Origin of the sequence: Streptomyces sp. NPDC008137, assembly GCF_042957035.1 — a bacterium.
Taxonomy (GTDB): domain Bacteria; phylum Actinomycetota; class Actinomycetes; order Streptomycetales; family Streptomycetaceae; genus Streptomyces.
The window spans coordinates 129,926-155,349 of record NZ_JBIBHN010000019.1 but is presented as its reverse complement, the minus strand read 5'-3'; the positions used below and the strand labels follow the sequence as shown (position 1 = coordinate 155,349).

The 25,424-nt window shown below is 71.3% G+C and carries 23 protein-coding genes and 1 pseudogene; 8 read left to right on the top strand and 16 right to left on the bottom strand.

The genetic code is table 11. The annotated features are described in order from the left end of the window. The first annotated feature begins 134 nt into the window (after positions 1 to 134). Positions 135 to 1,736: an alpha/beta fold hydrolase gene (locus ACFZBT_RS26915; RefSeq protein WP_391108263.1), complete on the top strand. Its 1,602-nt coding sequence runs from the start codon at positions 135 to 137 to the stop codon at positions 1,734 to 1,736. A 35-nt stretch (positions 1,737 to 1,771) separates the two neighbouring features. On the opposite strand, the gene ACFZBT_RS26910 is transcribed toward ACFZBT_RS26915, so the two are convergent. Continuing rightward, a complete protein-coding gene (locus tag ACFZBT_RS26910) occupies positions 1,772 to 2,806 on the bottom strand; it encodes an NAD-dependent epimerase/dehydratase family protein (RefSeq protein ID WP_391108260.1) in 1,035 nt (344 codons plus the stop codon). Positions 2,807 to 2,866: 60 nt separating this feature from the next. Further along, the gene (locus ACFZBT_RS26905) at positions 2,867 to 3,586 is read right to left on the bottom strand and encodes a 1-acyl-sn-glycerol-3-phosphate acyltransferase (RefSeq protein WP_391108257.1); all 720 of its coding nucleotides are present in this window, start codon (positions 3,584 to 3,586) and stop codon (positions 2,867 to 2,869) included. A gap of 323 nt (positions 3,587 to 3,909) precedes the next feature. On the opposite strand from ACFZBT_RS26905, the gene ACFZBT_RS26900 reads away from it, so the two are divergent. Then, the gene (locus tag ACFZBT_RS26900) at positions 3,910 to 4,365 is read left to right on the top strand and encodes an RpiB/LacA/LacB family sugar-phosphate isomerase (RefSeq protein WP_391108254.1); all 456 of its coding nucleotides are present in this window, start codon (positions 3,910 to 3,912) and stop codon (positions 4,363 to 4,365) included. Between the two features lie 15 nt (positions 4,366 to 4,380). Here ACFZBT_RS26900 and ACFZBT_RS26895 read toward each other — a convergent pair whose 3' ends face one another. The 5 genes from ACFZBT_RS26895 to ACFZBT_RS26875 all read right to left on the bottom strand — a co-directional run bounded on the left by ACFZBT_RS26895 (position 4,381) and on the right by ACFZBT_RS26875 (position 10,982). Then, positions 4,381 to 5,619: a SpoIIE family protein phosphatase gene (locus ACFZBT_RS26895; protein WP_391108251.1), complete on the bottom strand. Its 1,239-nt coding sequence runs from the start codon at positions 5,617 to 5,619 to the stop codon at positions 4,381 to 4,383. A gap of 64 nt (positions 5,620 to 5,683) precedes the next feature. Then, positions 5,684 to 8,152: a SpoIIE family protein phosphatase gene (locus ACFZBT_RS26890; RefSeq protein ID WP_391108247.1), complete on the bottom strand. Its 2,469-nt coding sequence runs from the start codon at positions 8,150 to 8,152 to the stop codon at positions 5,684 to 5,686. A gap of 124 nt (positions 8,153 to 8,276) precedes the next feature. After that, a complete protein-coding gene (gene rocD, locus ACFZBT_RS26885) occupies positions 8,277 to 9,512 on the bottom strand; it encodes an ornithine--oxo-acid transaminase (protein ID WP_391108244.1) in 1,236 nt (411 codons plus the stop codon). Next, positions 9,509 to 10,339, bottom strand: a complete 831-nt coding sequence (ddaH, locus tag ACFZBT_RS26880; RefSeq protein ID WP_391108241.1) for a dimethylargininase — start codon at positions 10,337 to 10,339, stop codon at positions 9,509 to 9,511. The genes rocD and ddaH overlap by 4 nt, the downstream gene beginning before the upstream one ends. A 157-nt stretch (positions 10,340 to 10,496) precedes the next feature. Then, entirely contained in the window at positions 10,497 to 10,982 is a 486-nt protein-coding gene (locus ACFZBT_RS26875; RefSeq protein ID WP_184599229.1) for an Lrp/AsnC family transcriptional regulator, read from the bottom strand. A gap of 78 nt (positions 10,983 to 11,060) precedes the next feature. Here ACFZBT_RS26875 and ACFZBT_RS26870 point away from each other — a divergent pair, with 78 nt between their 5' ends. The 4 genes from ACFZBT_RS26870 to ACFZBT_RS26855 are packed head-to-tail and all read left to right on the top strand — an operon-like array spanning position 11,061 to position 15,148. Further along, positions 11,061 to 11,810, top strand: coding sequence for a LytTR family transcriptional regulator DNA-binding domain-containing protein (locus ACFZBT_RS26870; RefSeq protein WP_391108238.1), 750 nt, complete (start codon positions 11,061 to 11,063; stop codon positions 11,808 to 11,810). Positions 11,811 to 11,812: 2 nt separating this feature from the next. Then, positions 11,813 to 12,208 carry a hypothetical protein gene (locus ACFZBT_RS26865; protein WP_391108315.1) on the top strand — a complete coding sequence of 132 codons (396 nt, stop codon included), beginning with the start codon at positions 11,813 to 11,815 and terminating at the stop codon, positions 12,206 to 12,208. A gap of 19 nt (positions 12,209 to 12,227) precedes the next feature. Continuing rightward, positions 12,228 to 13,943, top strand: a complete 1,716-nt coding sequence (locus ACFZBT_RS26860) for a cation acetate symporter (RefSeq protein ID WP_391108235.1) — start codon at positions 12,228 to 12,230, stop codon at positions 13,941 to 13,943. Then, positions 13,940 to 15,148 carry a histidine kinase gene (locus ACFZBT_RS26855; RefSeq protein ID WP_391108233.1) on the top strand — a complete coding sequence of 403 codons (1,209 nt, stop codon included), beginning with the start codon at positions 13,940 to 13,942 and terminating at the stop codon, positions 15,146 to 15,148. Before ACFZBT_RS26860 ends, ACFZBT_RS26855 begins: the two co-directional genes overlap by 4 nt. Before the next feature lie 4 nt (positions 15,149 to 15,152). On the opposite strand, the gene ACFZBT_RS26850 is transcribed toward ACFZBT_RS26855, so the two are convergent. The 5 genes from ACFZBT_RS26850 to ACFZBT_RS26830 form a co-directional block, all read right to left on the bottom strand. Next, on the bottom strand, positions 15,153 to 15,338 hold the full coding sequence (locus tag ACFZBT_RS26850; RefSeq protein WP_391108230.1) for a hypothetical protein: 186 nt from the start codon (positions 15,336 to 15,338) through the stop codon (positions 15,153 to 15,155). Positions 15,339 to 15,418: 80 nt separating this feature from the next. Then, positions 15,419 to 16,369 (bottom strand): cytochrome c oxidase assembly protein, encoded by a 951-nt coding sequence (locus ACFZBT_RS26845; protein WP_391108227.1) that lies wholly within the window; start codon positions 16,367 to 16,369, stop codon positions 15,419 to 15,421. A gap of 158 nt (positions 16,370 to 16,527) precedes the next feature. After that, positions 16,528 to 17,553, bottom strand: a complete 1,026-nt coding sequence (locus tag ACFZBT_RS26840) for a 6-phosphofructokinase (protein ID WP_358562284.1) — start codon at positions 17,551 to 17,553, stop codon at positions 16,528 to 16,530. 203 nt (positions 17,554 to 17,756) lie between these two features. Next, a complete protein-coding gene (locus ACFZBT_RS26835; RefSeq protein ID WP_391108223.1) occupies positions 17,757 to 18,485 on the bottom strand; it encodes a type 1 glutamine amidotransferase in 729 nt (242 codons plus the stop codon). A 23-nt stretch (positions 18,486 to 18,508) separates the two neighbouring features. Beyond that, entirely contained in the window at positions 18,509 to 19,747 is a 1,239-nt protein-coding gene (locus ACFZBT_RS26830) for a MurT ligase domain-containing protein (RefSeq protein WP_359895058.1), read from the bottom strand. Between the two features lie 159 nt (positions 19,748 to 19,906). Between ACFZBT_RS26830 and def the strand changes: the two genes are divergently transcribed. Beyond that, a complete protein-coding gene (gene def / locus ACFZBT_RS26825; RefSeq protein ID WP_391108219.1) occupies positions 19,907 to 20,446 on the top strand; it encodes a peptide deformylase in 540 nt (179 codons plus the stop codon). Between the two features lie 96 nt (positions 20,447 to 20,542). On the opposite strand, the gene ACFZBT_RS26820 is transcribed toward def, so the two are convergent. Further along, the gene (locus ACFZBT_RS26820; RefSeq protein ID WP_391108217.1) at positions 20,543 to 21,187 is read right to left on the bottom strand and encodes a TetR family transcriptional regulator; all 645 of its coding nucleotides are present in this window, start codon (positions 21,185 to 21,187) and stop codon (positions 20,543 to 20,545) included. Between the two features lie 175 nt (positions 21,188 to 21,362). On the opposite strand from ACFZBT_RS26820, the gene ACFZBT_RS26815 reads away from it, so the two are divergent. Further along, positions 21,363 to 22,589, top strand: a complete 1,227-nt coding sequence (locus tag ACFZBT_RS26815; protein ID WP_391108214.1) for an acyl-CoA dehydrogenase family protein — start codon at positions 21,363 to 21,365, stop codon at positions 22,587 to 22,589. Here ACFZBT_RS26815 and ACFZBT_RS26810 read toward each other — a convergent pair. The 3 genes and pseudogenes from ACFZBT_RS26810 to ACFZBT_RS26800 all read right to left on the bottom strand — a co-directional run. After that, a complete protein-coding gene (locus tag ACFZBT_RS26810) occupies positions 22,586 to 23,107 on the bottom strand; it encodes a cupin domain-containing protein (protein ID WP_391108211.1) in 522 nt (173 codons plus the stop codon). The genes ACFZBT_RS26815 and ACFZBT_RS26810 overlap by 4 nt on opposite strands. Before the next feature lie 7 nt (positions 23,108 to 23,114). Then, a complete protein-coding gene (locus tag ACFZBT_RS26805) occupies positions 23,115 to 24,329 on the bottom strand; it encodes a cytochrome P450 (protein WP_391108208.1) in 1,215 nt (404 codons plus the stop codon). Position 24,330: 1 nt separating this feature from the next. Beyond that, positions 24,331 to 25,401 (bottom strand): annotated as a pseudogene (locus tag ACFZBT_RS26800) (type III polyketide synthase); the annotation flags it as partial. Between the last annotated feature and the right edge of the window lie 23 nt (positions 25,402 to 25,424).

Genomic DNA, 25,424 nt, shown 5'->3' with positions numbered 1-25,424 from the left:
TTCAGGCGTCCGTAGAACAGAAGCCGTTCTCCGTTTATCGGATTGGCAAAGAAGCGCGACGGACCCTGTTCTCAGCAACCTCACAGCCGCGAGGATCCCCGTACTGATCGCAACGATGTACGGGGAGGTCCCCCTTGAGGGGTACGAGACCGAAGAGGCGGGTGGCGGCGCTCGGTTCGGCCGGAGCACTCGTCACGGCCACGCTGATAGCCGGCGCCGTCGCGGCGCCGACGGCGAACGCGAGCGCGGGCACCCGCCACGGCCAGGACCGCGAGGCCCGGGGCGCCGCGGTCGCCGCCGCCCGCGCCGCGAAGGCCGGCATCGACTGGCAGGACTGCCCCGCCGACTGGAACCTGGCCAAGCCGATCCAGTGCGGGTACGTCACGGTGCCGCTCGACTACGCCAAGCCGCACGGCAAGCAGATCAAGCTCGCCGTCGACCGCATCGGCAACACGGGCACGAAGGCCGAGCGGCAGGGCGCGCTGCTCTACAACCCCGGCGGCCCCGGCGGCTCCGGACTGCGTTTCCCGGCCCGGGTGACCAACAAGAACCCGGTGTGGGCCAACGCCGCCAAGGCCTACGACTTCGTGGGCTTCGACCCGCGCGGCGTGGGCAAGTCCGCGCCCATCTCCTGCGTCGACCCGCAGGAGTTCGTCAAGGCACCCAAGATGGACCCGGTGCCCGGCTCGGAAGCCGACAAGCTCGCCCAGCGCAAGCTGGCCCGCGAGTACGCCGAGGGCTGCCAGGAGCGCAGCGGCGCGATGCTGCCGCACATGACCACGCCGAACACCGCGCGCGACCTCGATGTCATCCGTGCCGCCCTCGGCGAGAAGAAGCTCAACTTCCTGGGCGTCTCCTACGGCACCTATCTCGGCGCCGTCTACGGCACCCTCTTCCCGGGTCATGTGCGCCGCATGGTCGTCGACAGCGTCGTCAACCCGTCCCGGGACAAGATCTGGTACCAGGCCAACCTGGACCAGGACGTCGCCTTCGAGAGCCGCTGGAAGGACTGGCAGGACTGGGTCGCCGCGAACGACGCGACCTACCACCTCGGCACCACCCGCGCCGCCGTCCAGGAGAAGTGGCTCGAACTGCGCGCCACGGCGAAGAAGAACCCCCTCGGCGGGGTCGTCGGCCCGGCCGAGCTGATCTCCTTCTTCCAGAGCGCCCCGTACTACGACTCGGCTTGGGCCTCGACCGCGTCGGTCTTCAGCAAGTACGTCGCCGGAGACACCCAGGCGCTGATCGACGCCGCCGCCCCCGACCTGTCCGACACCGCGGGCAACGCCTCCGCGGAGAACGGCAACGCCGTCTACACGGCCGTGGAGTGCGCGGACGCCAAGTGGCCCACCAACTGGCGCACCTGGGACCGGGACAACACCCGGCTGCACAAGGACCACCCGTTCATGACCTGGGCCAACGCCTGGATGAACCTGCCGTGCGCCACCTGGCCGTCGAAGCAGCACACGCCGCTGGACGTCAAGAGCGGCAAGGGTCTGCCCGGCGTGCTCATCGTCCAGTCGGAGCATGACGCGGCGACGCCGTACGAAGGCGCCGTCGAACTGCACAAGCGGTTCAAGGGCTCCCGCCTGATCACCGAGAAGGACGCCGGTTCGCACGGCGTCACCGGGCTGGTCAACCCGTGTGTCAACGAGCGGGTGGACAGCTACCTGCTCACCGGCAAGCTGGACCGTCGCGATGTGACCTGCACACCGCACGCCACGCCCAAGCCGTAGTCACGGCCGGGGGGCGGCCCACCGGCCGCCCCCCCTCAGCCGTCCCTCTCCGCCAGCCAGGCGTCCTCCGCCGCGTAGTCGAAGAGGTCGCCGTACGCCTGGACCATCTTAGGGAACGCCTCCCGCCAGTCCCGCCCGGCGAGTCGTTCCTCGATCCAGGCGATCGTCTCCGGCAGGGTGTCCGCGTACCGCGCCACCGGCCGGTAGCCCAGCTCGCGTTCCGCCGCCGACATGTCGCACACCACGGGCATCGGTACCGACCAGGGCGTCTCGCCCACGCCCGGCGCGGGCGGCGGGCCGTCCACGAGCACGTCCTCGGTCTTCACACCCATCACCGCGTCGATCTCCGCCGCGATCCGGGCCACCGTCGGCGCGTCCGGGTCCACGGCGTTCAGGACGCGGGCGCCCGGCCGGGCGGCGGCCAGCCGGATCAGCTCGGCGATCGTGCGGACGCTCGCCGGATGGAACCGGCTCTCGCCGCCGTAGGCGAGCACGCGCCGCCGCCGGCCGTCGAGGTTGCGCTTCACCATGTACAGCTCGCGCGGGCCCTGGCAGTACGCCCCGTGGATGGCGCCCGCGCGCAGCAGCGTGGTCGGCAACCGGTCGCCCGCCGCGAGGAGTTCGCGCTCCAGCGCCGCCTTCCGGGTGCTGTACGAAGCGTCGCCCGGCCGTACCGTGCGCTGGTCCTCCGTCAGCGGCACCGGGTACTCGGGAAAGCCCCCGGGCTCGCTCTGCGTGTCGAAGCCGCGGCCCTTGTCGTCCTCGTACACCGACACGCTGGAGATCACCACGGCCGAGCCGACCCGCCCGGCCAGACCCGTCAACTGCCGTGCGTGCCCGGCGTCGAACGCCACCATGTCCACCAGGACGTCGCAGCCGTCACCGACCGCCGCCGACAGCGCCGCGTGGTCGTCCCGGTCGGCCCGTACGGCCCGCACACCGTCCGGCCAGCGGGCGTCCCGGCCGCCGCCCCGCGAGACGGCCGTCACCTCCCAGCCGTCCCGGGCCAGCGCCCCCACGGCCACCCGCCCGATCTGTCCCGTCGCTCCGATCACCACAGCATGTGTCATGCGACGACCGTACGACGGCCCAGGGCCGGGCCGGCCGCGGTTCTGCCGGCAGCAGAGGACTCAACTGAGTGGCATGCGCGGGAACTTCCGCTCCTTCGCGGCGGCGGCCTCCTCGGCCTTCACGACGGCCGCGTACTGGTCGACGTACTCCTGCTCGGACAGGGAGAGGATCGCGTACATGAGCTCGTCGGTGACGGCGCGCAGGACGGCCTTCTCGTTCTCCATGCCTTCGTAGCGGGAGAAGTCGAGGGGCTCGCCGAAGCGGATCACGACGGGGTGGATGTTGGGGATGACCTTGCCGGGCGGCTGGGCCTCGAAGGTGCCGATCATCGCGCAGGGGATGATCGGGACGCCGGCCCTGAGCGCCATCACGGCGACCCCGACCTTGCCCTTGTAGAGCCGGCCGTCGTGCGAGCGCGTGCCCTCGGGGTAGATGCCGAGCAACTCGCCCTTGCCCAGCACGCCGAGGCCCTCGCGGATCGCGGCCTGGCCCGCGTCCTTGCCCGAGCGGTCGACCGGGATCTGACCCGCGCTGCGGAAGAAGAAGGCCGTCAGCCGGCCCTTGAGGCCCGGGCCCGTGAAGTACTCGGCCTTCGCGAGGAAGGTGATGCGCCGCTTGAGGATCGCGGGCATCAGGAAGTGGTCCGAGAATGACAGGTGATTGCCGGCGACGATGGCGGCGCCCTCCGACGGCACGTGCTCCAGACCCTCGATCCGGGGGCGGAAGACCAGTCGCAGCAGCGGGCCCAGCAGCACGTATTTCAGCAGGTAGTAGAACAAAGCGGGCGCTCCTCGACTCTGGCGGTGAACTCAACCGCCGCGTTCCAGCAGGTCAACCGGCGTGTCGTGGGGTGCCAGTGTAGGTGCAGGCGCAGTCACCGGGCACCTCGTACGGCGGGACCTCGTCGATCCTTCACCAATTGACTGACGGTCAGTCAGGCGGGTCGGGTGTCCGGTGGTGCTCATGCGGCTGGGGAGGGCCGCGGGACCAGCGTGCTCGGCCGTACGGGTGATCGGCAAGCCGAACGGGTGGCATGGCCGGGTTGCGTCGGGTGCCTGGCCAACCGCTGGTTCTTGCGGCCCCGGCGAGTAGTCTGCGCAGCATGCGGATCTCTGTTTCCTCGGACATGGACGAGCCCGTCGCCCGCGCCCTCGTGGCCGCGTTGCGAGGCCGGGGGCACGAGGTGCGCCCGCACGGCGCGCTGCGCTCCGGGAGCGACCCGCAGTGGGCCGTGTGCTCCGAGGCCGCGGCCCGTGAGGTCGCCGACGGGACGGCCGACCAGGCCGTGGTGTGCTGCTGGACCGGCACGGGCGCCTCGATCGCGGCGAACAAGGTGCCCGGCGTACGGGCCGCCCTGTGCACGGACGCCTACACGGCCGACGGGGCCCGCCGCTGGAACGACGCCAACGTCCTCGCGCTCAGCCTGCGGCTGACGTCCGAGCCGCTGCTCACGGAGATCCTCGACGCGTGGTTCGCCGGCGAGCCCAGCGGCGACACCGAGGACCGGCAGAACGTGGACCGGGTCCGGCTCCTCGATCACGGGCGGAACCGGCTGTAGGGCGACAGGCCCCGGTCACAGCCGCACGATGACCAGGGCGGTGTCGTCGGTGGCGCCGCCGGGCGGCAGCAGATCCAGCAGGACGGTGTCGGCGAGGGTCTCGGGGTCCTGGTCCCGGTGCTCGCGCAGGGCGTCGGCGAGCCGGTACAAGCCCGTGTCGATGTCCTCCCGACGGCGTTCGATCAAGCCGTCGGTGTAGAGCACGAGCGTGGCGCCCGGCGCGAACGTGGTCTCGGCCTGAGGTCTCGGGATCGGGTCGGGGCGGGCGTCGAGCGGCGTGTCCGTGGCCTGGTCGAGGAACTCCGTGCGGCCGTCGGAGTGGACCAGCACCGGCGGGGGATGGCCGGCGCTGCTGTACGTGATGACGTGCCGCGCGCAGTCGATGAAGGTCGTCACGGCGGTCGCCGACTCGGCCCCGTCGATCACGTGGGCGTATCGCCCCAGCACGTCCAGGGCCTGGGCCGGCCCCTCGGCGACCCGGGAGGCCGCGCTGAGCGCACTGCGCAGCTGGCCCATGACACCGGCGGCCGCCAGTCCGTGCCCGACCACGTCGCCCACGGCCACCCCGATACGGTCGCCGCCCACCAGATCGACCAGGTCGTACCAGTCCCCGCACACGTTGAGCGCACCCACCGCGGGCCGGTACCGGACGGCGGCCCGTTGGAGGCCGACCTGCCGGGGCGCCGGAAGCATCGCCTCCTGCAGGGCCAGCGCCACCTCCCGCTCCCGCGAGTGCGCCTGGCGCAGCCGTTCGTTGAGCTCCTGCAGCTCGCGGGCGCGGGTGTACAGCTCGGCCTCCAGGACCCTGGCCCGGCTGTTCCGGCTCCCCCCGGAGCGGCCCCGGGCCCGGATCAGCTCCGTGACCTCCTCGACGCGGTGCAGGATCAGCATCACCTTGCCGTCGGGACCGAGCAACGGCGCGTTCACCGGACTCCAGTAGCGCTCGTCCCACTCCCCGGGCCGTTCGGGATCCTGGACGTCATAGCGCTGCAGGGCCATGGTGTCGCGCTCCCCGGTCGCCAGGACCCGGTACAGCGAGGCCTCCAGGTTGCGCATGCCCGTAGCGGCCGGGTCGTTGGGGTTGTCGGGGAAGACGTCGAACAGATACCGGCCGATCAGCTGCTCGCGGGAGCGGCCGGACACGCGCACGAACTCCTCGTTGACGTCGGCGTACACCAGCTCCGGCGTCAGCAGCGCCACCATGCCGGGAAGGGCCTGGAACACCGCCGCGTAGTCGATCGCCGAATCCGTCATGGTCGCCTCACCAATGCCGAGGTCACACCATTTTCACACGGTATGACCTCATCCGGGCGGGGCATCACTCCGTGAGGCCAGTCAGCGACTGCTCCGCCCAGATGATCTTCCCGTCGGGGACGAACCGGGTGCCCCAGTGCTGGGTCAGCTGGGAGACCAGCAGCAGCCCGCGCCCGCCCTCGTCCGTCGTACGGGGATGGCGCAGATGGGGCGCGGTGGCACCGCCGTCGAAGACCTCGCAGACCAGGGCCCGCTCCCGGATCAGCCGGAGCCGGATCGAGCCGGTGGCATACCGGATGGCGTTGGTGACCAGCTCGCTCACCACCAGTTCCGTGGTGAAGACCAGCTCGTCCAGGCCCCAGTGCGCCAGCTGCCGGGTGGCCGTGCGGCGGGCGTCGGCGACGACGGCCGGGTCGGAGGGCAGGTCCCAGGCCGCGACCTGCTCGGTGCCGAGCCGTTTCGTCCGGGCCATCAGCAGGGCCACGTCGTCGTACGGGCGTGCCGGGACCAGGGCGTCGACCACGGTCAGGCAGTGCGACTCGAGCGGACCCGCCTGTTCCAGCGCCCTGCGCAGCCGCTCCCGGCCGGCGTCGACGGCCCAGGTGGTCTCCCCCCGGGCCAGCAGCCCGTCGGTGTGCAGGGCGAGGGTGCTGTCCTCCGCGAGGGACAGCTCGACCGCCTCGAAGGGCGGACCGCCCACGCCGAGCGGCGGCCCCTGCGGGAGATCGACGAACGTGACCGTGCGGTCGGGCGCGACCACGGCCGGGGCGGGGTGGCCCGCGGCCGCCATCGTGCAGCCGCCGTCGACCGGGTCGTAGACCACGTACAGGCATCCGGAACCCACGGACGACGGCCGCGCGCCGTCGGCGCCCGCCGTGCCCGGTTCGACGCCCTCCTCCCGCGCCGACCGCGCCACCAGGTCGTCGAGGTGCGCCAGCACCTCCTCGGGCGGCAGATCCAGCGCGGCCAGGGTCCGTACGGCGGTCCGCAGCTGCCCCATGGCCGCGGCGGCGTCGATGCCGTGCCCGGGCACCTCGCCCACGACCAGCGCGACGCGGCCGCCGGACAGCGGGATGAGGTCGTACCAGTCCCCGCCCAGGCCGGTCAGCTCGTCGGCCGGCCGGTAGCACGCGGCCACCTCGACGGCGTCCTGCTCGGGCAGCCGGTGGGGGAGCAGACTGCGCTGCAGGACGAGGGCCGCGTTGCGCTCGCGGGTGTAGCGCCGGGCGTTGTCCAGGCAGACGGCCGCGCGGGCGACGAGGTCCTCGGCCAGGTGCAGATCCTCCTCGTCGAAGGGTTCCCGGCGGTGGCGCCGGAAGAAGGTGGTGACGCCCAGGGTGGTGCCCCGCGACCGGATCGGCACGGTCATCACGCTGTACAGGTCCAGCTCCAGGAAGGTGACGGTCCGGCGGCCGTCCGGGAGGTCCGTGGCCCACTCCCGGGTCACCGGGTCGAGCCGCTCCGTACGCCAGGAGCGACCCGTGGTCAGGCAGCGGACCGGGGGCGACCCGGCCAGATAGGTCGCGACGTCACCGACCTTCAGGGCGCCCTGCGGGAGGTCGTCCTGCGCGGAGCGCTGGCCGGCCCGGCGCAGCGCCACCGGATCCGTGTCCGCGAGCGGCCCGGGAGCCGGCTCGGCGCCCCGCAGCACCGCCTCCAGCAGATCCACGGTGACGAAGTCCGCCACTCCCGGCACGGCCACGTCGGCCAGCTCCTGCGCGGTGCGCGTGATGTCCAGGCTGCGGCCGATGCTCTCGCCGGCCCGGTCGAGGAGCGCCAGCCGCTGCCGCGCGCGGTGCCGCTCGGTCATGTCCACGACCGTGTAGTACACGCCCAGCGGGTGGCCCCGGTCGTCCTCGAGCCGGGTGAACGACAGCATGTGCGCCGTCTCCCGCAGCGGCGCCGACCGCACCTGGCCCACGTGCTCGTACCCGACGACCGACTCGCCGGTCTCCAGGACGTGCCGCATCTGCTCCTCGACCGCCTGGGCGTTCATGCCCGGCTGGACGTCCGCGAAGCGCAGCCCGAGCCGTCGCTGTGCCGGTCCGCCGCCGAACTGCTCCAGGGCGGCGTTGGACCACACGAACCGCAGGTCGGTGTCGACGATGGCGATGCCCACGGAAGCGTCGGACACCATCCGTTCCAGCACCGTACGGCTCATGTCCCAGCCCGGGGCCTGGCCCAGCTCCGACAGGAGCACCAGCCAGCGCGAGCCGCCGTGCGTCTCCTCGGTCGAGGTGATCCGGGCCATGACCCGCACCGGCTGCCCGTTCTTGCGGCGGGCCGTCAGCAGCCCCGCCCAGCCGCCGTCCCTGCGGCAGCGCTCGACCAGGTCGGGCACGCGTTCCGCGTCCTCGGCGGCCAGCAGATCGGACAGCTTCCTGCCGACCGCCTCGGCAGCCGGGTATGCCAGCAATCGCCGGGCGTCGTCGGTCCAGCCCGTCACCATGCCCTGCGGATCGAGCAGCAGGGGTACGGCGTCGGCCACGTCGAACCGCCGCCGGGCAAACCCGTACTCCTCGTGTGGGCCCACGGCCGACCTCTCTGTCGCTGAGAGTGGTCTACCACCTCTTGCCCCCATCTTCACCCTTCCCGCCTACGGGGGCGGCTTGTGCAGGTCCGGTCGGGGGCGGCCGCGGGCGGGCTGTGGCGCCGCCCTACCCCAGCACCTTCTCCAGCGCCGCGAGTGCCCCGGCGAGTTCCTCTCCCGTGATCGTGAGCGGCGGTGCCAGGCGGATCGTGGAGCCGTGGGTGTCCTTGACCAGGACGCCCTCCCGCATGAGGCGTTCGCTGACCTCGCGCCCGGTGCCGAGGGACGGGTCGATGTCGACACCCGCCCACAGGCCGCGCGAGCGGAACCCGACGACGCCCTTGCCGACCAGTTCGGTCAGCCCGTCCCGCAGGGTCGTGCCCAGCTCGGCCGCGCGGCGCTGGAACTCGCCCGTCTCCAGCAGCCCGACCACCGCCGTGCCGACCGCGGCCGCCAGCGGGTTGCCGCCGAAGGTCGAGCCGTGCTCGCCCGGCCGCAGCACCCCGAGGACCTCCCGGCGCGCCACCACCGCCGACACCGGCACGATGCCGCCGCCCAGCGCCTTCCCCAGCAGCACCATGTCCGGCACCACCGACTCGTGCTCGACCGCCAGCGTGCCGCCGGTACGGCCGAGCCCGGACTGGATCTCGTCGGCGATGAACAGGCACCCCTGTCGCCGGGTCAGCTCGCGCACGCCGGCCAGGTAGCCGTCGTCCGGGATGATCACGCCCGCCTCGCCCTGGATCGGCTCGATCAGCACGGCTGCCGTCGTCTCGTCGACGGCCGCCTCCAGCGCGGCCAGGTCGTTGTACGGCACGACCCGGAAGCCCGGCGTGAAGGGACCGAAGCCCTGCCGCGCCGTCTCGTCCGTGGAGAAGCTGACGATTGTCGTCGTACGGCCGTGGAAGTTGTCCGCGGCGACCACGATCGTCGCCTTGCCGTCCGGCACGCCCTTGACGTCGTAGGCCCACTTGCGGGCCACCTTCACCGCGCTCTCCACCGCCTCCGCGCCGGTGTTCATGGGCAGCACCATGTCCAGGCCCGTCAGCGCGGCCAGCCGCTCGGCGAACTCGGCGAGCCGGTCGTTGTGGAAGGCGCGCGAGGTGAGCGTCAGCCGGTCGAGCTGGCGGTGGGCCGCCTCGATCAGCGCCGGATGCCGGTGGCCGAAGTTGAGCGCCGAGTAGCCGGCCAGCAGGTCGAGGTAGCGCCGCCCCTCCACGTCCTCCACCCAGGTGCCCTCGGCGCGGGCGACGACCACGGGCAGCGGATGGTAGTTGTGGGCGAGGACCGGCTCCTCCGCGCGGATGAGTTCCTGCGAGCCACGGGCCTTCGACGAGCCCTCGGTGCGGACGGGTGCGGTCATGAACGGATCTCCCGGATCTCCTGGGTGCAGCACTTGATGCCGCCACCGGCCTTCTGGAACTCGGACAGGTCGACGGGGACGGGGACGTAGCCACGGTCGGCGAGCTGCCCGGCCAGGGCCGTCGCCCCCGGTGAGATGAACACGTGGCGCCCGTCGGAGACGGAGTTGAGCCCGAACGCCATCGCGTCCTCGCGGGTGGCGAGCACCGCGTCCGGGTACAGCCGGGCCAGCACCTCGCGGCTGCCCGGCGAGAACGCCTCGGGGTAGTAGGCGATGTTCCCGTCGTGCCCGTCATCGAGGACGAACAGCGCCGTGTCCAAGTGGTAGAAGTACGGATCCACCAGCGTCAGGCTGATCACCGGCACCCCCAGGTACTCCTGCACCTCGCTGTGGGCCTCCCGGGTGGTACGGAAACCCGTCCCGGCCAGGATCCAGCGCCCGGCGGGCACCAGGTCGCCCTCGCCCTCGCACACCGACTCGGGGTGGTAGACGTCGTAGCCCTCCGACTTGAACCACGCCTCGTACGGCACGGACTCGGGACGGCGTTCGGGCGCACGGAAGAGCGAGCCGAAGACGCGGCCGCCGACGACGACCGCCGCGTTCGCGGCGAAGACCATGTCGGGCAGGCCGGGAACGGGTTTCACACTGTCCACGGTATGGCCGTGGACGCGATAGGCGTCCACCAGCGACTGCCATTGGTCCAGGGCGCGGATGACATCGACGGGTTCGTCGGGATGCATCCAGGGGTTGATCGCGTACTGCACGGCGAAGTGTCTGGGTTCGCAGACCAGGTAGCGCCGCCGACGCGACACACGGGAGTCGGGCACAGAGGGGTACCTCCGCTTCCTAACGGTGTGTGACTGAGGGTTGACACCAAGGTAGGAACTGACGGAGGCGGTCCACAAGAAACATCAGTTGCGTCTTCACGCAGGAACGCTGCGTCTTGAGGCAGCTCAGCGCACGTCTGCTGCGCGGGCTCTGAGGCTATTCCGGCGCCGGATGGCTGGCCCCCGCCTCCGGACTCTCCGGAAGCAGATGCGACAGCACCATCACGCTGATCGTCTTCCGGATGAACGGCTCCTGGCGGATCCGCTCCAGCACCTCCTCGAAGTGCTCCACGTCCCGCGCTCGCACATGCAGCAGCGCGTCCGCGCCGCCGGTCACGGTCATCGCCGCCGTGATCTCCGGGTAGTCGCGCACGACCTCCGCGAGCCGCCGCGGCGGGGCCGCGCCCTCGCAGTACACCTCGACGTAGGCCTCCGTGCGCCAGCCCAGCGCCGACGGCTTCACCGTGGCCGTGAAACCGGTGATCACACCCGTTTCACGCAGCCGGTCGACCCGGCGCTTCACCGCCGTGGCCGACAGCCCGATCGCCGTGCCGATCTCGGCGAAGGATGTCCTGGCGTTCGCCATCAACGCGGTGATGATCTTCCGGTCGAGTTCGTCGAACGGCGTGGACCTGCTGTTCATGCGGGCACTGTATCCAGCGGGAACGCGCACCCCCAGCACATGTCCAAGACATACGGATCGCCCCTACACTCCGGGTTCATGCTGCGCGCCCTGGCTGTCGACGACGAACGCCCCTCGCTGGAGGAACTGCTCTACCTGCTGCGGGCGGACCCCCGCATCGACAGCGCGGAGGGCGCCGGCGACGCCACCGAGGCGCTGCGCCGCATCAACCGCGCCCTGGAGTCCGGCCCCGGCGGCCCCGAGGCGATCGATGTCGTCTTCCTCGACATCCAGATGCCCGGCCTCGACGGCCTCGACCTGGCCCGGCTGCTCACCGGCTTCGCCCGGCCCCCGCTCGTCGTGTTCGTCACCGCACACGAGGACTTCGCCGTCCAGGCCTTCGACCTCAAGGCCGTCGACTACGTCCTCAAGCCGGTCCGCAAGGAACGCCTCGCCGAGGCCGTCCGGCGCGCCGCCGAGCTGCGCGGCGCCGCCCCGCCGATACCCGTGCACGAACCCGACCCCGACCACCTGCCCGTCGAGCTCGGCGGCGTGACCCGCTTCGTCGCCGTCGACGACATCACCCACGTCGAGGCCCAGGGCGACTACGCCCGGCTGCACACCGGCAAGGGCAGCCATCTGGTCCGCATCCCGCTGTCCGCCCTGGAGGAGCGCTGGCGCTCCCGCGGCTTCGTCCGCATCCACCGCCGGCACCTCGTCGCCCTGCGCCACATCGGTGAACTCCGCCTCGACGCGGGCACCGTCAGCGTTCTCGTCGGCTCCGAGGAACTCCAGGTCAGCCGGCGCCACACGCGCGAACTGCGCGACCTGCTCATGCGGAGGCCGTGACCGTGCCCCAGGACCACACCGAACGCCGCGTCACCGTCACCGCCCCGCCCCGCCGCACCGTCCCCCACGCTCGGCTTCGCTCGCGCGGGAGGTACCCCCAGGCCTCCGGCTACTACCGCCCGCGCACCGAGATCGACGAGCAGACCACCCTCGGCCACACCTACGTCCGCTCCCTGATGCGCACCCAACTGCGCGCCGCCCTCACCGTGTTCGCGATCCTCGGGCTGCTCGTAGGCCCGCTGCCGCTGCTGTTCGCCGCGACACCCGGCACCGGCCGCCTCGAATGGGCCGTCCTCGGCTTCGGCCTCTACGCCCCGCTCGTCCTGCTCGCCCGCTGGTACGTCCGCCGCGCCGAGCGCAACGAACGCGACTTCGTACGCCTCGTCGAAGACCGCTGAAACCGCTGAAGCCGCAGACATGAACTCCAGCTACGCCATACCCGCCGTCGCCCTGGTCGTCGTCGCGACGGTCCTGGTCGGCGCCTTCGGCCTGCGCATCTCCCGCACCACCTCCGACTTCTACGTCGCCTCCCGCACCGTCGGCCCCCGCCTCAACGCCGCCGCCATCAGCGGCGAGTACCTCTCCGCCGCCTCCTTCCTCGGCATCGCCGGCCTCGTCCTGGTCCAGGGCCCCGAGATGCTCTGGTACCCGGTCGGCTACACCGCCGGCTATCTGGTCCTGCTGCTCTTCGTCGCCGCCCCGCTGCGCCGTTCCGGCGCCTACACCCTCCCCGACTTCGCCGAGGCCCGCCTCGCCTCCCAGGCGGTGCGGAGGCTCGCCGGTGCCTTCGTCGTCGGCGTCGGCTGGCTGTACCTGCTGCCCCAGCTCCAGGGCGCCGGACTGACCCTGACCGTGCTGACCGGGGCGCCCGACTGGCTCGGCGGAGTGATCGTTGCCGTCGTCGTGACCGCCACCGTCGCCGCCGGCGGCATGCGCAGCATCACCTTCGTGCAGGCCTTCCAGTACTGGCTGAAACTCACCGCCCTGCTCGTCCCCGCCCTCTTCCTGGTCCTCGCCTGGCAGCACGACGGAGCCCCGCGCCACGCCTTCGACGAACCGGCCACCTTCCGCGAACAGCGCGTGGTCCGCGTGGACGACAGCATCGCCCTCACGCTCGACCGGCCGCTGACCGTCACGGTGACCGGCACCGTGGACGGCCGGGGGCACACCGACACCCGCCTCGAAATCCCCGCCGGCACCCACCACATCGAACGCGGCACCCGGCTCACCTTCGCCGCGGGGGCGACCGTCCCCGCGGCCGAGCGCGGCGGCGGCGGCGACCTGTCGCCCTCGCAGGACGAGGGCCGCGAGGAACGCCCGCTGTACGCCACGTACGGGCTGATCCTCGCCACGTTCCTCGGCACCATGGGCCTGCCGCACGTCGTGGTCCGCTTCTACACCAGCCCGCACGGCGTCGCCGCCCGCCGCACCACCGTCGTGGTCCTCGGCCTGATCGGCGCCTTCTACCTCCTGCCGCCCGTCTACGGCGCGCTCGGCCGCCTCTACGCCCCCGAACTCACCCTCACCGGAGACCCGGACGCCGCCGTGCTGCTGCTGCCCGACCGCATGATCGGGGGAGTGGGCGGGGACCTGCTGGGCGCGCTGGTGGCGGGCGGCGCCTTCGCCGCCTTCCTGTCCACGGCCTCGGGGCTGGCCATGGCGGTCGCGGGCGTGCTCACCCAGGACGTCCTGCCGTCCCGGGGCGTACGGCACTTCCGGCTCGGCACGGTCCTCGCCATGGCCGTGCCCCTCGCGGCGAGCGTCCTCGTCGGCGGGCTCCCGGTCGCCGACGCCGTCGGGCTCGCCTTCGCCGTGTCCGCCTCCTCGTTCTGCCCGCTGCTTGTCCTCGGCATCTGGTGGCGGCGGCTGACCCCGCCCGGCGCGGCCGCGGGCATGCTGGTCGGCGGCGGCTCCGCCCTGCTCGCCGTCGCCGCGACCATGGCGGGCTACCCGGGCACGGGCGCCCTGCACGCCCTGCTCGCCTGGCCCGCCCTGTGGTCGGTGCCGCTGAGCTTCCTCACCATGATCCTGGTCTCCCTGGCCACCCCCGGCCGGGTGCCCCCGGGTACGGCGGCCGTCCTGGCCCGCTTCCACCTGCCCGAGGAACTGCGCACGGAGGTGAAGACACCATGAGCGGATTCCTGGCGGGGCTGTGCGTCGCCGTGCTCCCGGTGCTGGCCGCCGGGGTCTGGCTGGGCCGGCGCACCGCACGGGGGGCCAAGAGCCTCGGTGGCCTCGGCACCCCCGTCGAGCACGCCACCTTCGAGACCCTGCACACCGCCTCCCTCGCCGCGCCCCCGCTACGGGCGGGCCTCACCGAGGAGACCGCCCGCAAGTCCGCCCGCAAGCTGCGCTCCCTGCTCGGCACGGACGCCCTCTGCCTCACGGACCGCGAACAGGTCCTGGTCTGGGACGGCGACGGCGCCCACCACCGCTCCGAGATCATGGAACGCCTCGGGGGCGCCCTGGACACCGGCCGGGGCGAGGCCTTCCGGCTCACCTGCGACATCCTGGACTGCTCGGTGCGCTGGGCGGTCGTCGCCCCGTTCACCGTCGACGACCGGGTGCACGGCGCCCTCGTCGCCTGCGCGCCCCGCGAGTCGGCGGTCCTGGTCCGGGCGGCCGGCGAGGTGGCCCGCTGGGTGTCCGTCCAGCTGGAGCTGGCCGACCTGGACCAGTCCCGCACCCGCCTCATCGAGGCCGAGATCAAGGCGCTGCGGGCCCAGATCTCCCCGCACTTCATCTTCAACTCGCTCGCGGTGATCGCCTCGTTCGTCCGCACCGACCCCGAGCGCGCCCGCGAACTGCTCCTGGAGTTCGCCGACTTCACCCGCTACTCGTTCCGCAGGCACGGCGACTTCACCGCCCTCGCCGACGAGCTCCACGCCATCGACCACTACCTGGCGCTGGTACGGGCACGGTTCGGCGACCGCCTCTCCGTCACCCTCCAGATCGCCCCGGAGGTGCTGCCCGTCGCCCTGCCCTTCCTCTGCCTCCAGCCGCTCGTGGAGAACGCCGTGAAGCACGGCCTTGAGGGCAAAGCCGACAAATGCCGTATCCAGATCACGGCCCAGGACGCGGGCGCCGAGGCGCTCGTCGTCATCGAGGACGACGGCGCCGGAATGGACCCCGACCTGCTGCGCCGCATCCTCGCCCGCGAGGTCAGCCCCTCGGGCGGCATAGGGCTCTCCAACGTCGACGACCGGCTCCGCCAGGTCTACGGCGACGACTACGGCCTCGTCATCGAGACCGCCCCGGGCGCGGGTATGAAGATCACCGTCCGGGTCCCGAAGTACCAGCCGGGTGTGCACTCGGGGGGCCGGCTGACCCGGGAGTGAGCCGTCAGGTGCTGCGTGTGGGGCCGGTGACCACCAGCCCGAGGGTGATCAGTCCCAGGACGACCCAGCCGAACCACAGCCAGCCGTTGCTTCCGAGCGCCACCGTGTAGGCCGTCACCGCGACGAGACCGCCCAGGGTGAGCACTCCCATGGTCTTGGTCGAGTTTGAACCGTTCGTGGAACCGGGCATCGCAACACCCTCCTCGTGGTCCGATGCCTCCATGGTGCCTGGCGGACGCCCGGCGCGCACGGTCCTTGCGAGAGCCGGCTTCAGCGCCCCTGCGCGTTCAACGAGGCCAGATAGGCGTTGTACGCCTCCAGTTCCTTGTCCCCGTCCCGGTCGGCGGCCCGGTCCTTGCGCCTGGCCTGGCGCTGGTCGGAGGCGTACCACTGGAACAGCAGGGCGATCAGCACCAGCACGGACGGGATCTCACTGAACGCCCAGGCGATGCCCCCCGCCGCGTTCTGGTCAGCGAGCGCCTCGATGCCCAGCGAGGCGGGCGGGTTCTTGAACGTCCCGACCATCGGCTCGGACGCCATCATCAGCGCGATCCCGAAGAACGCGTGGAAGGGCATGCCCGCGAACAGCTCCAGCATCCGCATCAGGTAGCCGGGGCGGTGCGGCCCAGGGTCCACGCCCATGATCGGCCAGAAGAACACCAGCCCGACCGCGAAGAAGTGCACCATCATCCCGATATGCCCCGGCTTGGAGCTCATCAGGGTGTCGAAGAGCGGCGTGAAGTACAGCCCGTACAGGCTCGCGATGAACAGCGGGATCGTGAACGCCGGGTGCGTGATGATCCGCATGTACCGGCTGTGCAGGAACATCAGCAGCAGCTCGCGAGGGCCCTTGCGCCCGCGGCCCGCCGTCGGCAGCGCACGCAGCGCCAGCGTGATCGGGGCGCCGAGCAGGACGAGGATCGGCGACACCATGCTGATCACCATGTGCTGCACCATGTGCACGCTGAACATGACCATGCCGTAGTCGTTCAGCTTGGTGCACATCATGAGCGCGACGGTCAGCACGCCGACGACGAAGGCGACCGTCCGCCCCACGGGCCACTTGTCGCCGCGCCGCACCAGCCGCACGACACCCCACCCGTACAGCCCCAGCCCGACCAGGCAGGCGACGAGAAAGAACGGGTCGGCCGACCACTCAAGACCTCGCCCCAGCGTGAACGGCGGCAGATCCATGGTCATGCCGTGCCCGCTGTGATCCATTCCGCCGGCTCCTGTTTCGTGGGGGTGTGCAGCAATCCGTCCGCCCACAAGAGTAGAACCGCCCCCGGCCGCACAATCGACCGGGGGCAAGTTTCCAGGGGCGCGGGGAACTGCGCGAACAGCCGAAGACCACCCGCACCCGGCTGACCACGGCAACCTCAGAGAACAGTCTCCGCCTCGGCGTACCGCTCATCCGGCACGGTCTTCAGCGTCTTCACAGCCTCGGCCAGCGACACCATCACTATGTCGGTGCCTCGCAGCGCGGTCATCTGTCCGAACTCCCCGCGATGCACCGCCTCCACCGCGTGCCACCCGAACCGCGTGGCGAGCACCCGGTCATAGGCGGTCGGCGTCCCACCGCGCTGCACATGCCCGAGAATGACGGGCCGGGCTTCCTTCCCCAGCCGACCCTCCAACTCCACGGACAGCTGCCGCGCGATCCCGGCGAACCGCTCGTGCCCGTAGATGTCCTTGCCGCCCTCGTCGAACTCCATGGTCCCGGCCCGGGGCTTCGCCCCCTCCGCGGCCACGACGATCGCGAACCGCTTGCCCGCTTCGAACCGCTCGCCGACCCGCCGGGTCAGTTCCTCTATGTCGAAGGGCCGTTCGGGGACGACGATGGCGTGCGCGCCGGCCGCCATGCCGGAGTGCAGCGCGATCCAGCCGGTGTGCCGCCCCATGACCTCGACCACCAGGACCCGCTGGTGGGACTCGGCGGTGGTCTTCAGCCGGTCCAGCGCCTCGGTCGCCACCCCGACGGCCGTGTCGAAGCCGAAGGTGACGTCCGTGACCGCGATGTCGTTGTCGATGGTCTTCGGCACACCCACGACGGGCAGACCACTGTCGGACATCAGCCGGGCGGCCTTGAGGGTGCCCTCACCGCCGATGGGGATGATCGCGTCGAGGCCGAGTTCCTCGACATGGCCCTTGGCCCGCTCCACACCGTCCCGCAGATGGGAGGGCTGGACCCGGGAGGACCCGAGAATCGTGCCGCCGCGGGCGAGGATGCCACCCACCGCGTCGAGGTCGAGCTTGAGGTAGTCGCACTCCAGGAGGCCCTTCCAGCCGTCCCGGAAGCCGATGACCTCGTCGCCGTGGTCCACGACGGCGCGGTGTACGACGGACCGGATGACGGCGTTCAGGCCGGGGCAGTCGCCGCCGGACGTGAGGACACCAATACGCATAGCCCGAAATACCTTCTCAACGTGGGCCGGGGACCGGACCACGTTGTCCGGCTCGAATTCCCGCCACCCTAGCGTCAGGAAGGGGCGGGACCGAACCGCGCGTCCGCCTGCTGGACTACCCCGCTCACCTGTGCGGATGTGCCGTCAGACGGGCTGTTGACCAGCAGGTTGACGCGTACCTCGGGCATGCTGCGACGCAGCGCTCAGGCAGGCTGCTGAGCAGCCGCGATGCGCTCGTCGCGCAGTGCCTCGTACCAGCGGTCGTCGGTCGGCGGCAGCGCGTTGACGTCGAGCGCCAGCTTCAGCAGCAGATCCGCGATCAGCGGGTTGCGCGCGAGCACGGGGCCATGCATGTACGTGCCGAAGACGGTGTCGTTGTACGCGCCCTCCGTGCCGTCGCCCGTGCCGTTGCCGTTGCCGAAGCGCACCTGGGCGAGCGGGCGGGCGGTGGGGCCCAGGTGGGTGACGCCCTGGTGGTTCTCGAAGCCGGTCAGCGGGGGCAGGCCGAGGCGCGGGTCGATGTCGCCCAGCACGTCACCGACGCACCGATCGCCCTCGCCGCGCACCGACACCACGTCCAGCAGCCCGAGGCCGGGCTCGCGCTGGCCGAGGTCGTTGATGAACTCGTGTCCGAGGATCTGGTAGCCGGCGCACACGGAGAACACGATGGCGCCGTTCTCCACGGCCCGCTGCAGACCGCCGTCCCGGCGCAGCCGCTCGGCCGCGAGCCGCTGCGGACGGTCCTCGCCGCCGCCGATCAGGTAGATGTCGCCGGAGGTCGGGATCGGCTGGTCGCTGCGCACGTCCAGCCGGGCCACGTCCAGGCCCCGCTGGACGGCCCGGCGCTCCACGACGAGGACGTTGCCCTGGTCGCCGTAGGTGCTGAGCAGGTCGGGATAGATCCAGACGACCCGCAGTTGGTTGTCGCTCACAAAAGTCCCCTGACGTCTCGTGCTCAGTTGCCGACGCGGCGGCGCAGGTCCTGGAACGCCGTGTAGTTGGCGATGACCTCGATCCGGCCCGGCGGGCACGCCGCCACGGCCTGGTCGAGGTTCTCGTAGACCTGGAAGTGCTGGTCCGCGACCTCCAGCCGCACCGCGAGGTCCAGCCGCCGGTCGCCGACGACGCAGATCGGGTGGCCGGTCAGCCGCGTGTAGTCGACGTCCCACAGCCAGGAGGTGTCGGTGCCGTCGGCGCCACGCGCGTTCACGGAGAGGATCACCGGGGTCGGCGGCGGGTCGATCAGCGAGAACGTCTCCAGCCAGCCGGCCGGGTTCTTCGCGAGCAGGAGGCGGAGGTCCCGGCCCTGGAACTGGACGACGTCGTACCGTCCGGCCACCGCCTGCACCTGGTACATGCGCTCCAGCGCGACCTGCGGCGGCACCCCGAACACGGCGGCTACGGCCGCCGAGGAGGCGGCGTTGGCCTTGTTGGCGCGGCCGGGGAGCTGGAGGTGGATCGGCCAGGCCGAGCCGTGCGGGTCGAGGACGTGGTCGCCGGAGAGCGCCCAGCTCGGCGTCGGACGGCGGAAGCCGCACTCACCGCAGAACCAGTCGTCGCCCGGGCGCTGCATCACGCCACCGCACGACGGGCAGGACCAGGCGTCGTCCTTCCACATCTGCCCGGCGGCGACCCAGATCACATTGGGGGAGGAGGACGCCGCCCAGACCACCAGCGGGTCGTCGCAGTTGGCCACGACCACGGCCTTGGAACCCGCGAGCCCCTCCCGCCAGTTCTCGGCGAGCATCCGGGTCTCGGCGGCGCGGTCGAGCTGGTCGCGGGAGAGGTTCAGCAGCGCGATGCACTTCGGGGCGGTGTCCCGGGCGACACCGGCGAGGTACTTCTCGTCGACCTCGATCACGCCGTACCGCGCCTCCGAGCTGCCCGCCAGCGCCGAGGTGATGCCGGCCGGCATGTTGGCGCCGAGCGCGTTGGAGACGACCGGCCCGGCGGCCCGCAGGGCCTCGGCGATGAGCCGGGTGGTGGTGGTCTTGCCGTTCGTCGCCGAGACCAGGATCACGTCCAGGTTCTGCGCGAGTGTGGCGAGGAGGTCGGGGTCGAGCCGGAGAGCCACCCGGCCGCCGATCACCGAACCGCTGCCGCGTCCTGCGGCACGGGATGCCGCTGCGACCGCCTTGCCCGCGGTCACGGCCAGCTTGGCCCGCGGCGAGAGCGGGTCCGAGTTGCCTGCCATCAGTTCTCGATCCTCCTTGCGTACGCGCCGCGCCTTGAAGCCTGACGGCCACGTGGTGTGGACCTCAGCCTATCGAGATCCATTAGCACTCCCGAACCGCGGCACTGTGGCGAACTCGTGTGGGAGGCGCGGACCGACAAGGACCTTACTCTTGCCGCCATGCGACACAGCCCCATCCCCGGCGCCCACGGCCGCGTGAGACCCCTCACGCTGCACGGCGACCCGCTCCTGCACACCCCCTGCGCGGAGGTCACCGACTTCGGCCCGGAACTGGCCCGGCTCGTCGAGGACTTGTTCGCGACCATGTACGCCGCCCAGGGCGTCGGCCTAGCCGCCAACCAGATCGGCGAGTCGCTGCGGGTCTTCGTCTACGACTGCCCGGACGACGAGGACGTCCGCCACCTGGGCCATGTGGTCAACCCGCGCCTGGTCGAGGCCGACGGAGTGGTGATCCGGGGCCCGGAGGGCTGCCTGTCCCTGCCGGGCCTGGAAGCGGGCATGGAGCGATACGACCACGCGGTCGTAGAGGGTTTCACGGTGACCGGAGCCCCGGTCACCGTCCACGGCACGGGCTTCTTCGCCCGCTGCCTGCAACACGAGTGCGACCACCTGGAAGGCCGCGTCTACGCGGACCATCTCAAGGGCTGGCGACACCGCAAACTGATGCGACAAGTGGCCCGGGCTCCTTGGAAGGCCTGAGCATCGTTGCCTCAGGGGCGCGGGGCTGTGTTCAATATGCGGCTCCGCCGCGTGGGCGCGAACAACCCCCACCGGCAGTCAGCCGAACCACAACGGTCAGAACCCCGGACCCCCGACCCGATCCCCCGCCGCAGCGAGACGCCCCCACAGCAAGTCCGCCAAACTCCGCACCAACTCCGCCCGAGAACAAGGCCGTTCCCCCAGCCACCAGTCCCCGGCCGCATGCATCATGCCGACAATCCCATGCCCCCAGACCCGCGCCAGCTGCTGCCCGCCCGGCCCGAGATCCAGCCGCTCCTCGATGACCTGGGCAAGCTCCTCACCCATCCGCCGCAACAGGGGCGCGCTGTGCACGCCGACGTCGAACCCCTGCTCCCCCTGCTGGCTCCCCTCCGCCGGATGCATCAGGAACCGGTACACCTGAGGCCGCAGCTCGATCGCCGTGAGGTACGTGTCCAGCGTCGCCTCGACCCGCTCCCGCCGGTCCGCCGGCGCGTCCACCGCCGCCCGCAGAGAGTCCAGCAACGCGTCCGTGTGCCGCTTGGCAAGGGCCGCGTAAAGTCCGCCCTTGTCACCGAAGTGCCGGTACAGAATCGGCTTGGTGATGCCGGCCTCGGCCGCGATCGCGTTCATCGAGGCCTGCGGGCCGTCGCGCAGCACCACCCGGTCGGCGGCCTCCAGCAGCTCACGCCGCCGGCGGTCGGCGGACCGTTGCTGATCGGTCCGCTGCGTGGTGTCCATGTGCTCTCCCCACCCGTGCTGATTCGATGACGCCAGCGCAAACTAACACCCAAGCATGCACCGCACATCGAACGGGTGCCGACCGGTCGGTAGGAGTTGACTTCGACTACCCGCCGGTAACAGGATGGTGTTACCGCAAGTAACATGCACGTGTGCCGCCGCTGGAGGGGATGACATGGCCGAGTTCACCATGGAGCTCAACGACGAACAGAAGGAGGTCCGGGACTGGCTGCACGGCTTCGCCGCCGATGTGATCCGCCCCGTGGCCGCCGAATGGGACGAGCGTGAGGAGACTCCCTGGCCGGTCATCCAGGAGGCCGCCAAGGTCGGCATCTACTCCCTGGACTTCTACGCCCAGCAGTACTTCGACCCCACCGGCCTCGGCATACCGATGGCGATGGAGGAGCTCTTCTGGGGCGACGCGGGCATCGCCCTGTCCATCGTCGGCACCGGCCTCGCCGCCGTCGGCGTCCTCGCCAACGGCACCGAGGAGCAGATCGGCACCTGGATCCCCCAGATGTACGGTGACGCGAACGATGTCAAGGTCGCCGCCTTCTGCTCCTCCGAGCCGGACGCCGGCTCCGACGTGGCCTCCATGCGTACGCGGGCCGTGTACGACGAGGCCAAGGACGAGTGGGTGATCAACGGCACCAAGACCTGGGCGACCAACGGCGGCATCGCCAACGTCCATGTCGTGGTCGCGGTGGTCGACCCGGAGCTCGGCTCCAAGGGGCACGCGTCCTTCATCGTCCCGGCGGGCACACCGGGTCTGGCCCAGGGGCAGAAGTTCAAGAAGCACGGCATCCGCGCCTCGCACACCGCCGAGGTCATTCTGGACAACGTGCGCGTTCCCGGCTCCTGCCTGCTCGGCGGCAAGGAGAAGCTGGACGAGCGGCTCGCCCGAGCGCGGGAGAAGGCCAAGCAGGGCGGGGAGCGCGTGAAGAACGCGGCGATGGCCACGTTCGAGGCGTCCCGCCCGGCCGTGGGCGCGATGGCGGTCGGTACCGCTCGCGCCGCGTACGAGGTCGCCCTCGACTACGCGAAGACCCGTGAGCAGTTCGGCCGCCCGATCATCGACAACCAGGGTGTCGCCTTCCAGCTCGCCGACATGCGCACCTCCATCGACGCCGCCCGGCTCCTCGTCTGGCGCGCCTCCTGGATGGCCGTCAACGGCAAGCCCTTCACCGCCGCCGAGGGCTCCATGTCCAAGCTGTTCGCGAGCGAGACGGCCAAGAAGGTCACGGGCCAGGCGATCCAGATCCTGGGCGGCAACGGCTACACCAGGGAGTACCCGGTGGAGCGGATGCACCGCGATGCCGCGATCTACACGATCTTCGAGGGCACGAGCGAGATCCAGCGACTGGTCATCGCCCGCACCCTGGCCGGCACACCCATCCGCTAACCGTGCCTGAGCGGCGTCAGCTGCTCGATGTCGTACCGCGCCCGCAACTCCGTGATCGCCGCGTGGTCCGGCGGGCCCTCGCCGCCCAGGATCTCCAGCAGTTCCTCGAAGTACCGCTCGTGATCCGGCGGCGGGCTCGCCTGGAAGAACATCTTCGCGGGCTCGCCCGTCGGGTTGGCGAACGCGTGCGGGCAGCCCGGAGGTACGACGATCACCGTTCCCGGTGTCGCGCGCACCACCCGGTTGCCCGAAGTGGACTCCCACTTCTGCCAGTTGTCGGGGGTGCGGATGCGCGGCTCGAAGGCGAGGACGTCCAGCTCGCCTTCGAGTACGTAGAACAACTCCTCGCTGCGGGTGTGCACATGGGCGCCGACGTCGAAGCCCGGCGGCACGACCACCTCGAAGGTGGAGGCCATGCGCGAGTGCGAGCCGGTCACCTTGAAGGTGACGTGCTGGGCAGGGGCCTGCACCACCCGGCCGTGGCCGGGTGGCACGAGCAGTCCCTCCGTCGCCGTCATCGCCCGCTCACCACGTCACGGGCAGGGCCTCGGGACCTCGGATCAACGCGCCCTTCCTGAAGGGCACCTCTTCGGCGGGTACGGCGAGCCGCAGGCCCGGAACGCCGTCGAGGAGCGCGTCGACCAGGAGTTCCGACTCCAGCCGGGCCAGCATGCCGCCCGGGCAGTAGTGCGGACCGAACCCGAAGGACACATGCGGGTTGGGGCTGCGCAGGAAGTCGATCGTCTCCGGGTCCGGGAAGACGTCGGGGTCGCGGTTCGCGGCCAGGTACGACACGTAGATCGCGTCGCCGGCCCGGATCCGCACGCCCTTGATCTCCACGTCCTCCAGGGCGATCCGCGACAGGCCGACCGCGTTGCGGTGGGGGATCCAGCGCAGCAGTTCGTCGATGGCCTGGGGGCGGATCTCCGGCTCGGCGCGCAGCCGGTCGGCCAGGTCGGGCCGGGTCAGCAGGACGTAGAACATCTGGCCGCTGTTGTTGGTGACCGCCTCGCCGCCGATCTGGAGGAGCACCGCGAGGCCCACGGCCTCCTCCAGGGTGATCTCGCCACGGCCCAAAGCGGCGCCGAGCAGGGACGCGACGTCCTCGCCCGTGCTGCCCTCGCGCACGCCGATCAGATCGGCGAAGTAGGAGCTCATCTCCTGCTTGGCCTTCTCGCTGACCTCGGCGCCGTGCGAGGAGGACAGGATCAGCTGGGTCCAGCGGTGCATGTCGTGCCGGTCGGCGGCCGGCACGCCCATCAGCTCGCAGATGACCGCGATGGGGAACGGACCGAGCACGGCCTCCGTGAGGTCGGCGGGCGGGCCGTCCTGGAGCATCTCCTCGACCAGTTCCGCCAGCATGCGGCGGGACCGCTCGCGCACCCGCTCCACCCCGCGCGCCGTGAACGCGGCGGCGACGCTGCGGCGCAGCCGGGTGTGGTCCGGCGGGTCCAGGAAGCCGACCGCACCACGGGCCGGGATGAAGTGCGGTGCGAGCCGGGTGACCTGCCGGTCCATGACAGCCTCGCGGCTGAAGCGCGGGTCGTTGGTCACCATCCGGGTGTCGTCGTAGCGGGTGACCAGCCACGCCCAGCCCTCGCCGTTGGGCAGCTTGATGCGTGTGACCGGGCCCTCGTCCATCAGCTGCCGCAGGACCGGGTCGAAGTCCGCGCCGGACAGGTCGAGCGCGGGCCAGTCCCGGACCGGGGGCAGCGTTTCCGTGATCGTCTCTTCGCTCATCTCAGATCGTCTCGTCCGCGCGGTGCCAGCGGCCCACGGTCATCTCGGCGGTGATGCCGGGTCCGAACCCGGCGAGCAGCCCGCGTGCCCGGTGCTGGGCGCCGCCCTCCTCGAACAGCCGCCGCAGCGCGTCCAGGACGACACCGCTGGCGATGTTGCCGTACTCGGTGAGCGTGGCCCGGCTGAAGCGGAAGGCGTGCGGGTCGACCTTCAGGAAGGTGCTGAGGTCGTCGAGTATTCGGGGCCCGCCCGCGTGAACGATGTAGAAGTCCAGCTCGGAGGCGTCCCAGCCGTGGTCTCCCGCCAGCTCCTTCAGTGCCGGGGCGAGCGGCTCCATGGTGGCCGGGACCCGCTTGTCGAGCAGGAAGTGGAAGCCGGTGGCCCGTACGTCGTACATGATCCACTCTTCGGTCTTCGGGATCAGGTACGAGCCGTTGCGCTCCAGGCTGACGCCCTCGCCGCCCCGGCCGCGGACCACGGCGGCGGCGATACCGTCACCGAACAGACCGTTGGACAGCAGCGAGCCGACACCGATGTCGGTGGGCTGGTAGCACAGCGAGCAGAACTCGCAGGCCACGATCAGCGCGTTGGCCTCGGGGTAGGCCGTGCAGAAGTCGTGGGCCCGGTTGATCGCCGCGCCGCCGGCCGCGCAGCCCAGCTGGGCTATGGGCAGTTGCCGGGTGGTCGGGTCGAAGCCCATCTCGTTGATCAGCCAGGCCGTGAGCGAGGGCATCATGAAGCCCGTGCACGACACGTAGATGATCACGTCGACGTCGGTGGTGAGCAGCTCGGCGTGGTCGAGCGCCTCCTGGATGACGGCGGGCACCCGTGCCTTCGCCTCGGCCTCGTAGAGCTTGTTGCGGTCCTCGAACCCGGGGTGTTTCAGGGTCTCCTCGATGGGCTGGACGATGTGCCGCGTGCGTACGCCGGTGTTCTCGATCAGCCGGAGGGCCAGCGGCAGTTGGGGGTGATCGGCGTGGCGCTCCCGCGCCAGCTCAAGCGTCTCCTCCATCGTGATCACGTGCTCTGGGACGGACACCGAGGGTCTGCACAAAGTCGCCATGAACCGTGCCTGCTTTCGCCTCCCGGAAGGCC

Bases quoted from the DNA above. Each gene is read 5' to 3' on its own strand.
- ACFZBT_RS26910 (WP_391108260.1), bottom strand. From the start codon at position 2,806: ATGACACATGCTGTGGTGATCGGAGCGACGGGACAGATCGGGCGGGTG.
- ACFZBT_RS26900 (WP_391108254.1), top strand. From the start codon at position 3,910: ATGCGGATCTCTGTTTCCTCGGACATGGACGAGCCCGTCGCCCGCGCC.
- ACFZBT_RS26895 (WP_391108251.1), bottom strand. From the start codon at position 5,619: ATGACGGATTCGGCGATCGACTACGCGGCGGTGTTCCAGGCCCTTCCC.
- rocD (WP_391108244.1), bottom strand. From the start codon at position 9,512: ATGACCGCACCCGTCCGCACCGAGGGCTCGTCGAAGGCCCGTGGCTCG.
- ACFZBT_RS26875 (WP_184599229.1), bottom strand. From the start codon at position 10,982: ATGAACAGCAGGTCCACGCCGTTCGACGAACTCGACCGGAAGATCATC.
- ACFZBT_RS26870 (WP_391108238.1), top strand. From the start codon at position 11,061: ATGCTGCGCGCCCTGGCTGTCGACGACGAACGCCCCTCGCTGGAGGAA.
- ACFZBT_RS26860 (WP_391108235.1), top strand. From the start codon at position 12,228: ATGAACTCCAGCTACGCCATACCCGCCGTCGCCCTGGTCGTCGTCGCG.
- ACFZBT_RS26855 (WP_391108233.1), top strand. From the start codon at position 13,940: ATGAGCGGATTCCTGGCGGGGCTGTGCGTCGCCGTGCTCCCGGTGCTG.
- ACFZBT_RS26850 (WP_391108230.1), bottom strand. From the start codon at position 15,338: ATGCCCGGTTCCACGAACGGTTCAAACTCGACCAAGACCATGGGAGTG.
- ACFZBT_RS26845 (WP_391108227.1), bottom strand. From the start codon at position 16,369: ATGGATCACAGCGGGCACGGCATGACCATGGATCTGCCGCCGTTCACG.
- ACFZBT_RS26840 (WP_358562284.1), bottom strand. From the start codon at position 17,553: ATGCGTATTGGTGTCCTCACGTCCGGCGGCGACTGCCCCGGCCTGAAC.
- ACFZBT_RS26830 (WP_359895058.1), bottom strand. From the start codon at position 19,747: ATGGCAGGCAACTCGGACCCGCTCTCGCCGCGGGCCAAGCTGGCCGTG.
- def (WP_391108219.1), top strand. From the start codon at position 19,907: ATGCGACACAGCCCCATCCCCGGCGCCCACGGCCGCGTGAGACCCCTC.
- ACFZBT_RS26820 (WP_391108217.1), bottom strand. From the start codon at position 21,187: ATGGACACCACGCAGCGGACCGATCAGCAACGGTCCGCCGACCGCCGG.
- ACFZBT_RS26815 (WP_391108214.1), top strand. From the start codon at position 21,363: ATGGCCGAGTTCACCATGGAGCTCAACGACGAACAGAAGGAGGTCCGG.
- ACFZBT_RS26810 (WP_391108211.1), bottom strand. From the start codon at position 23,107: ATGACGGCGACGGAGGGACTGCTCGTGCCACCCGGCCACGGCCGGGTG.
- ACFZBT_RS26805 (WP_391108208.1), bottom strand. From the start codon at position 24,329: ATGAGCGAAGAGACGATCACGGAAACGCTGCCCCCGGTCCGGGACTGG.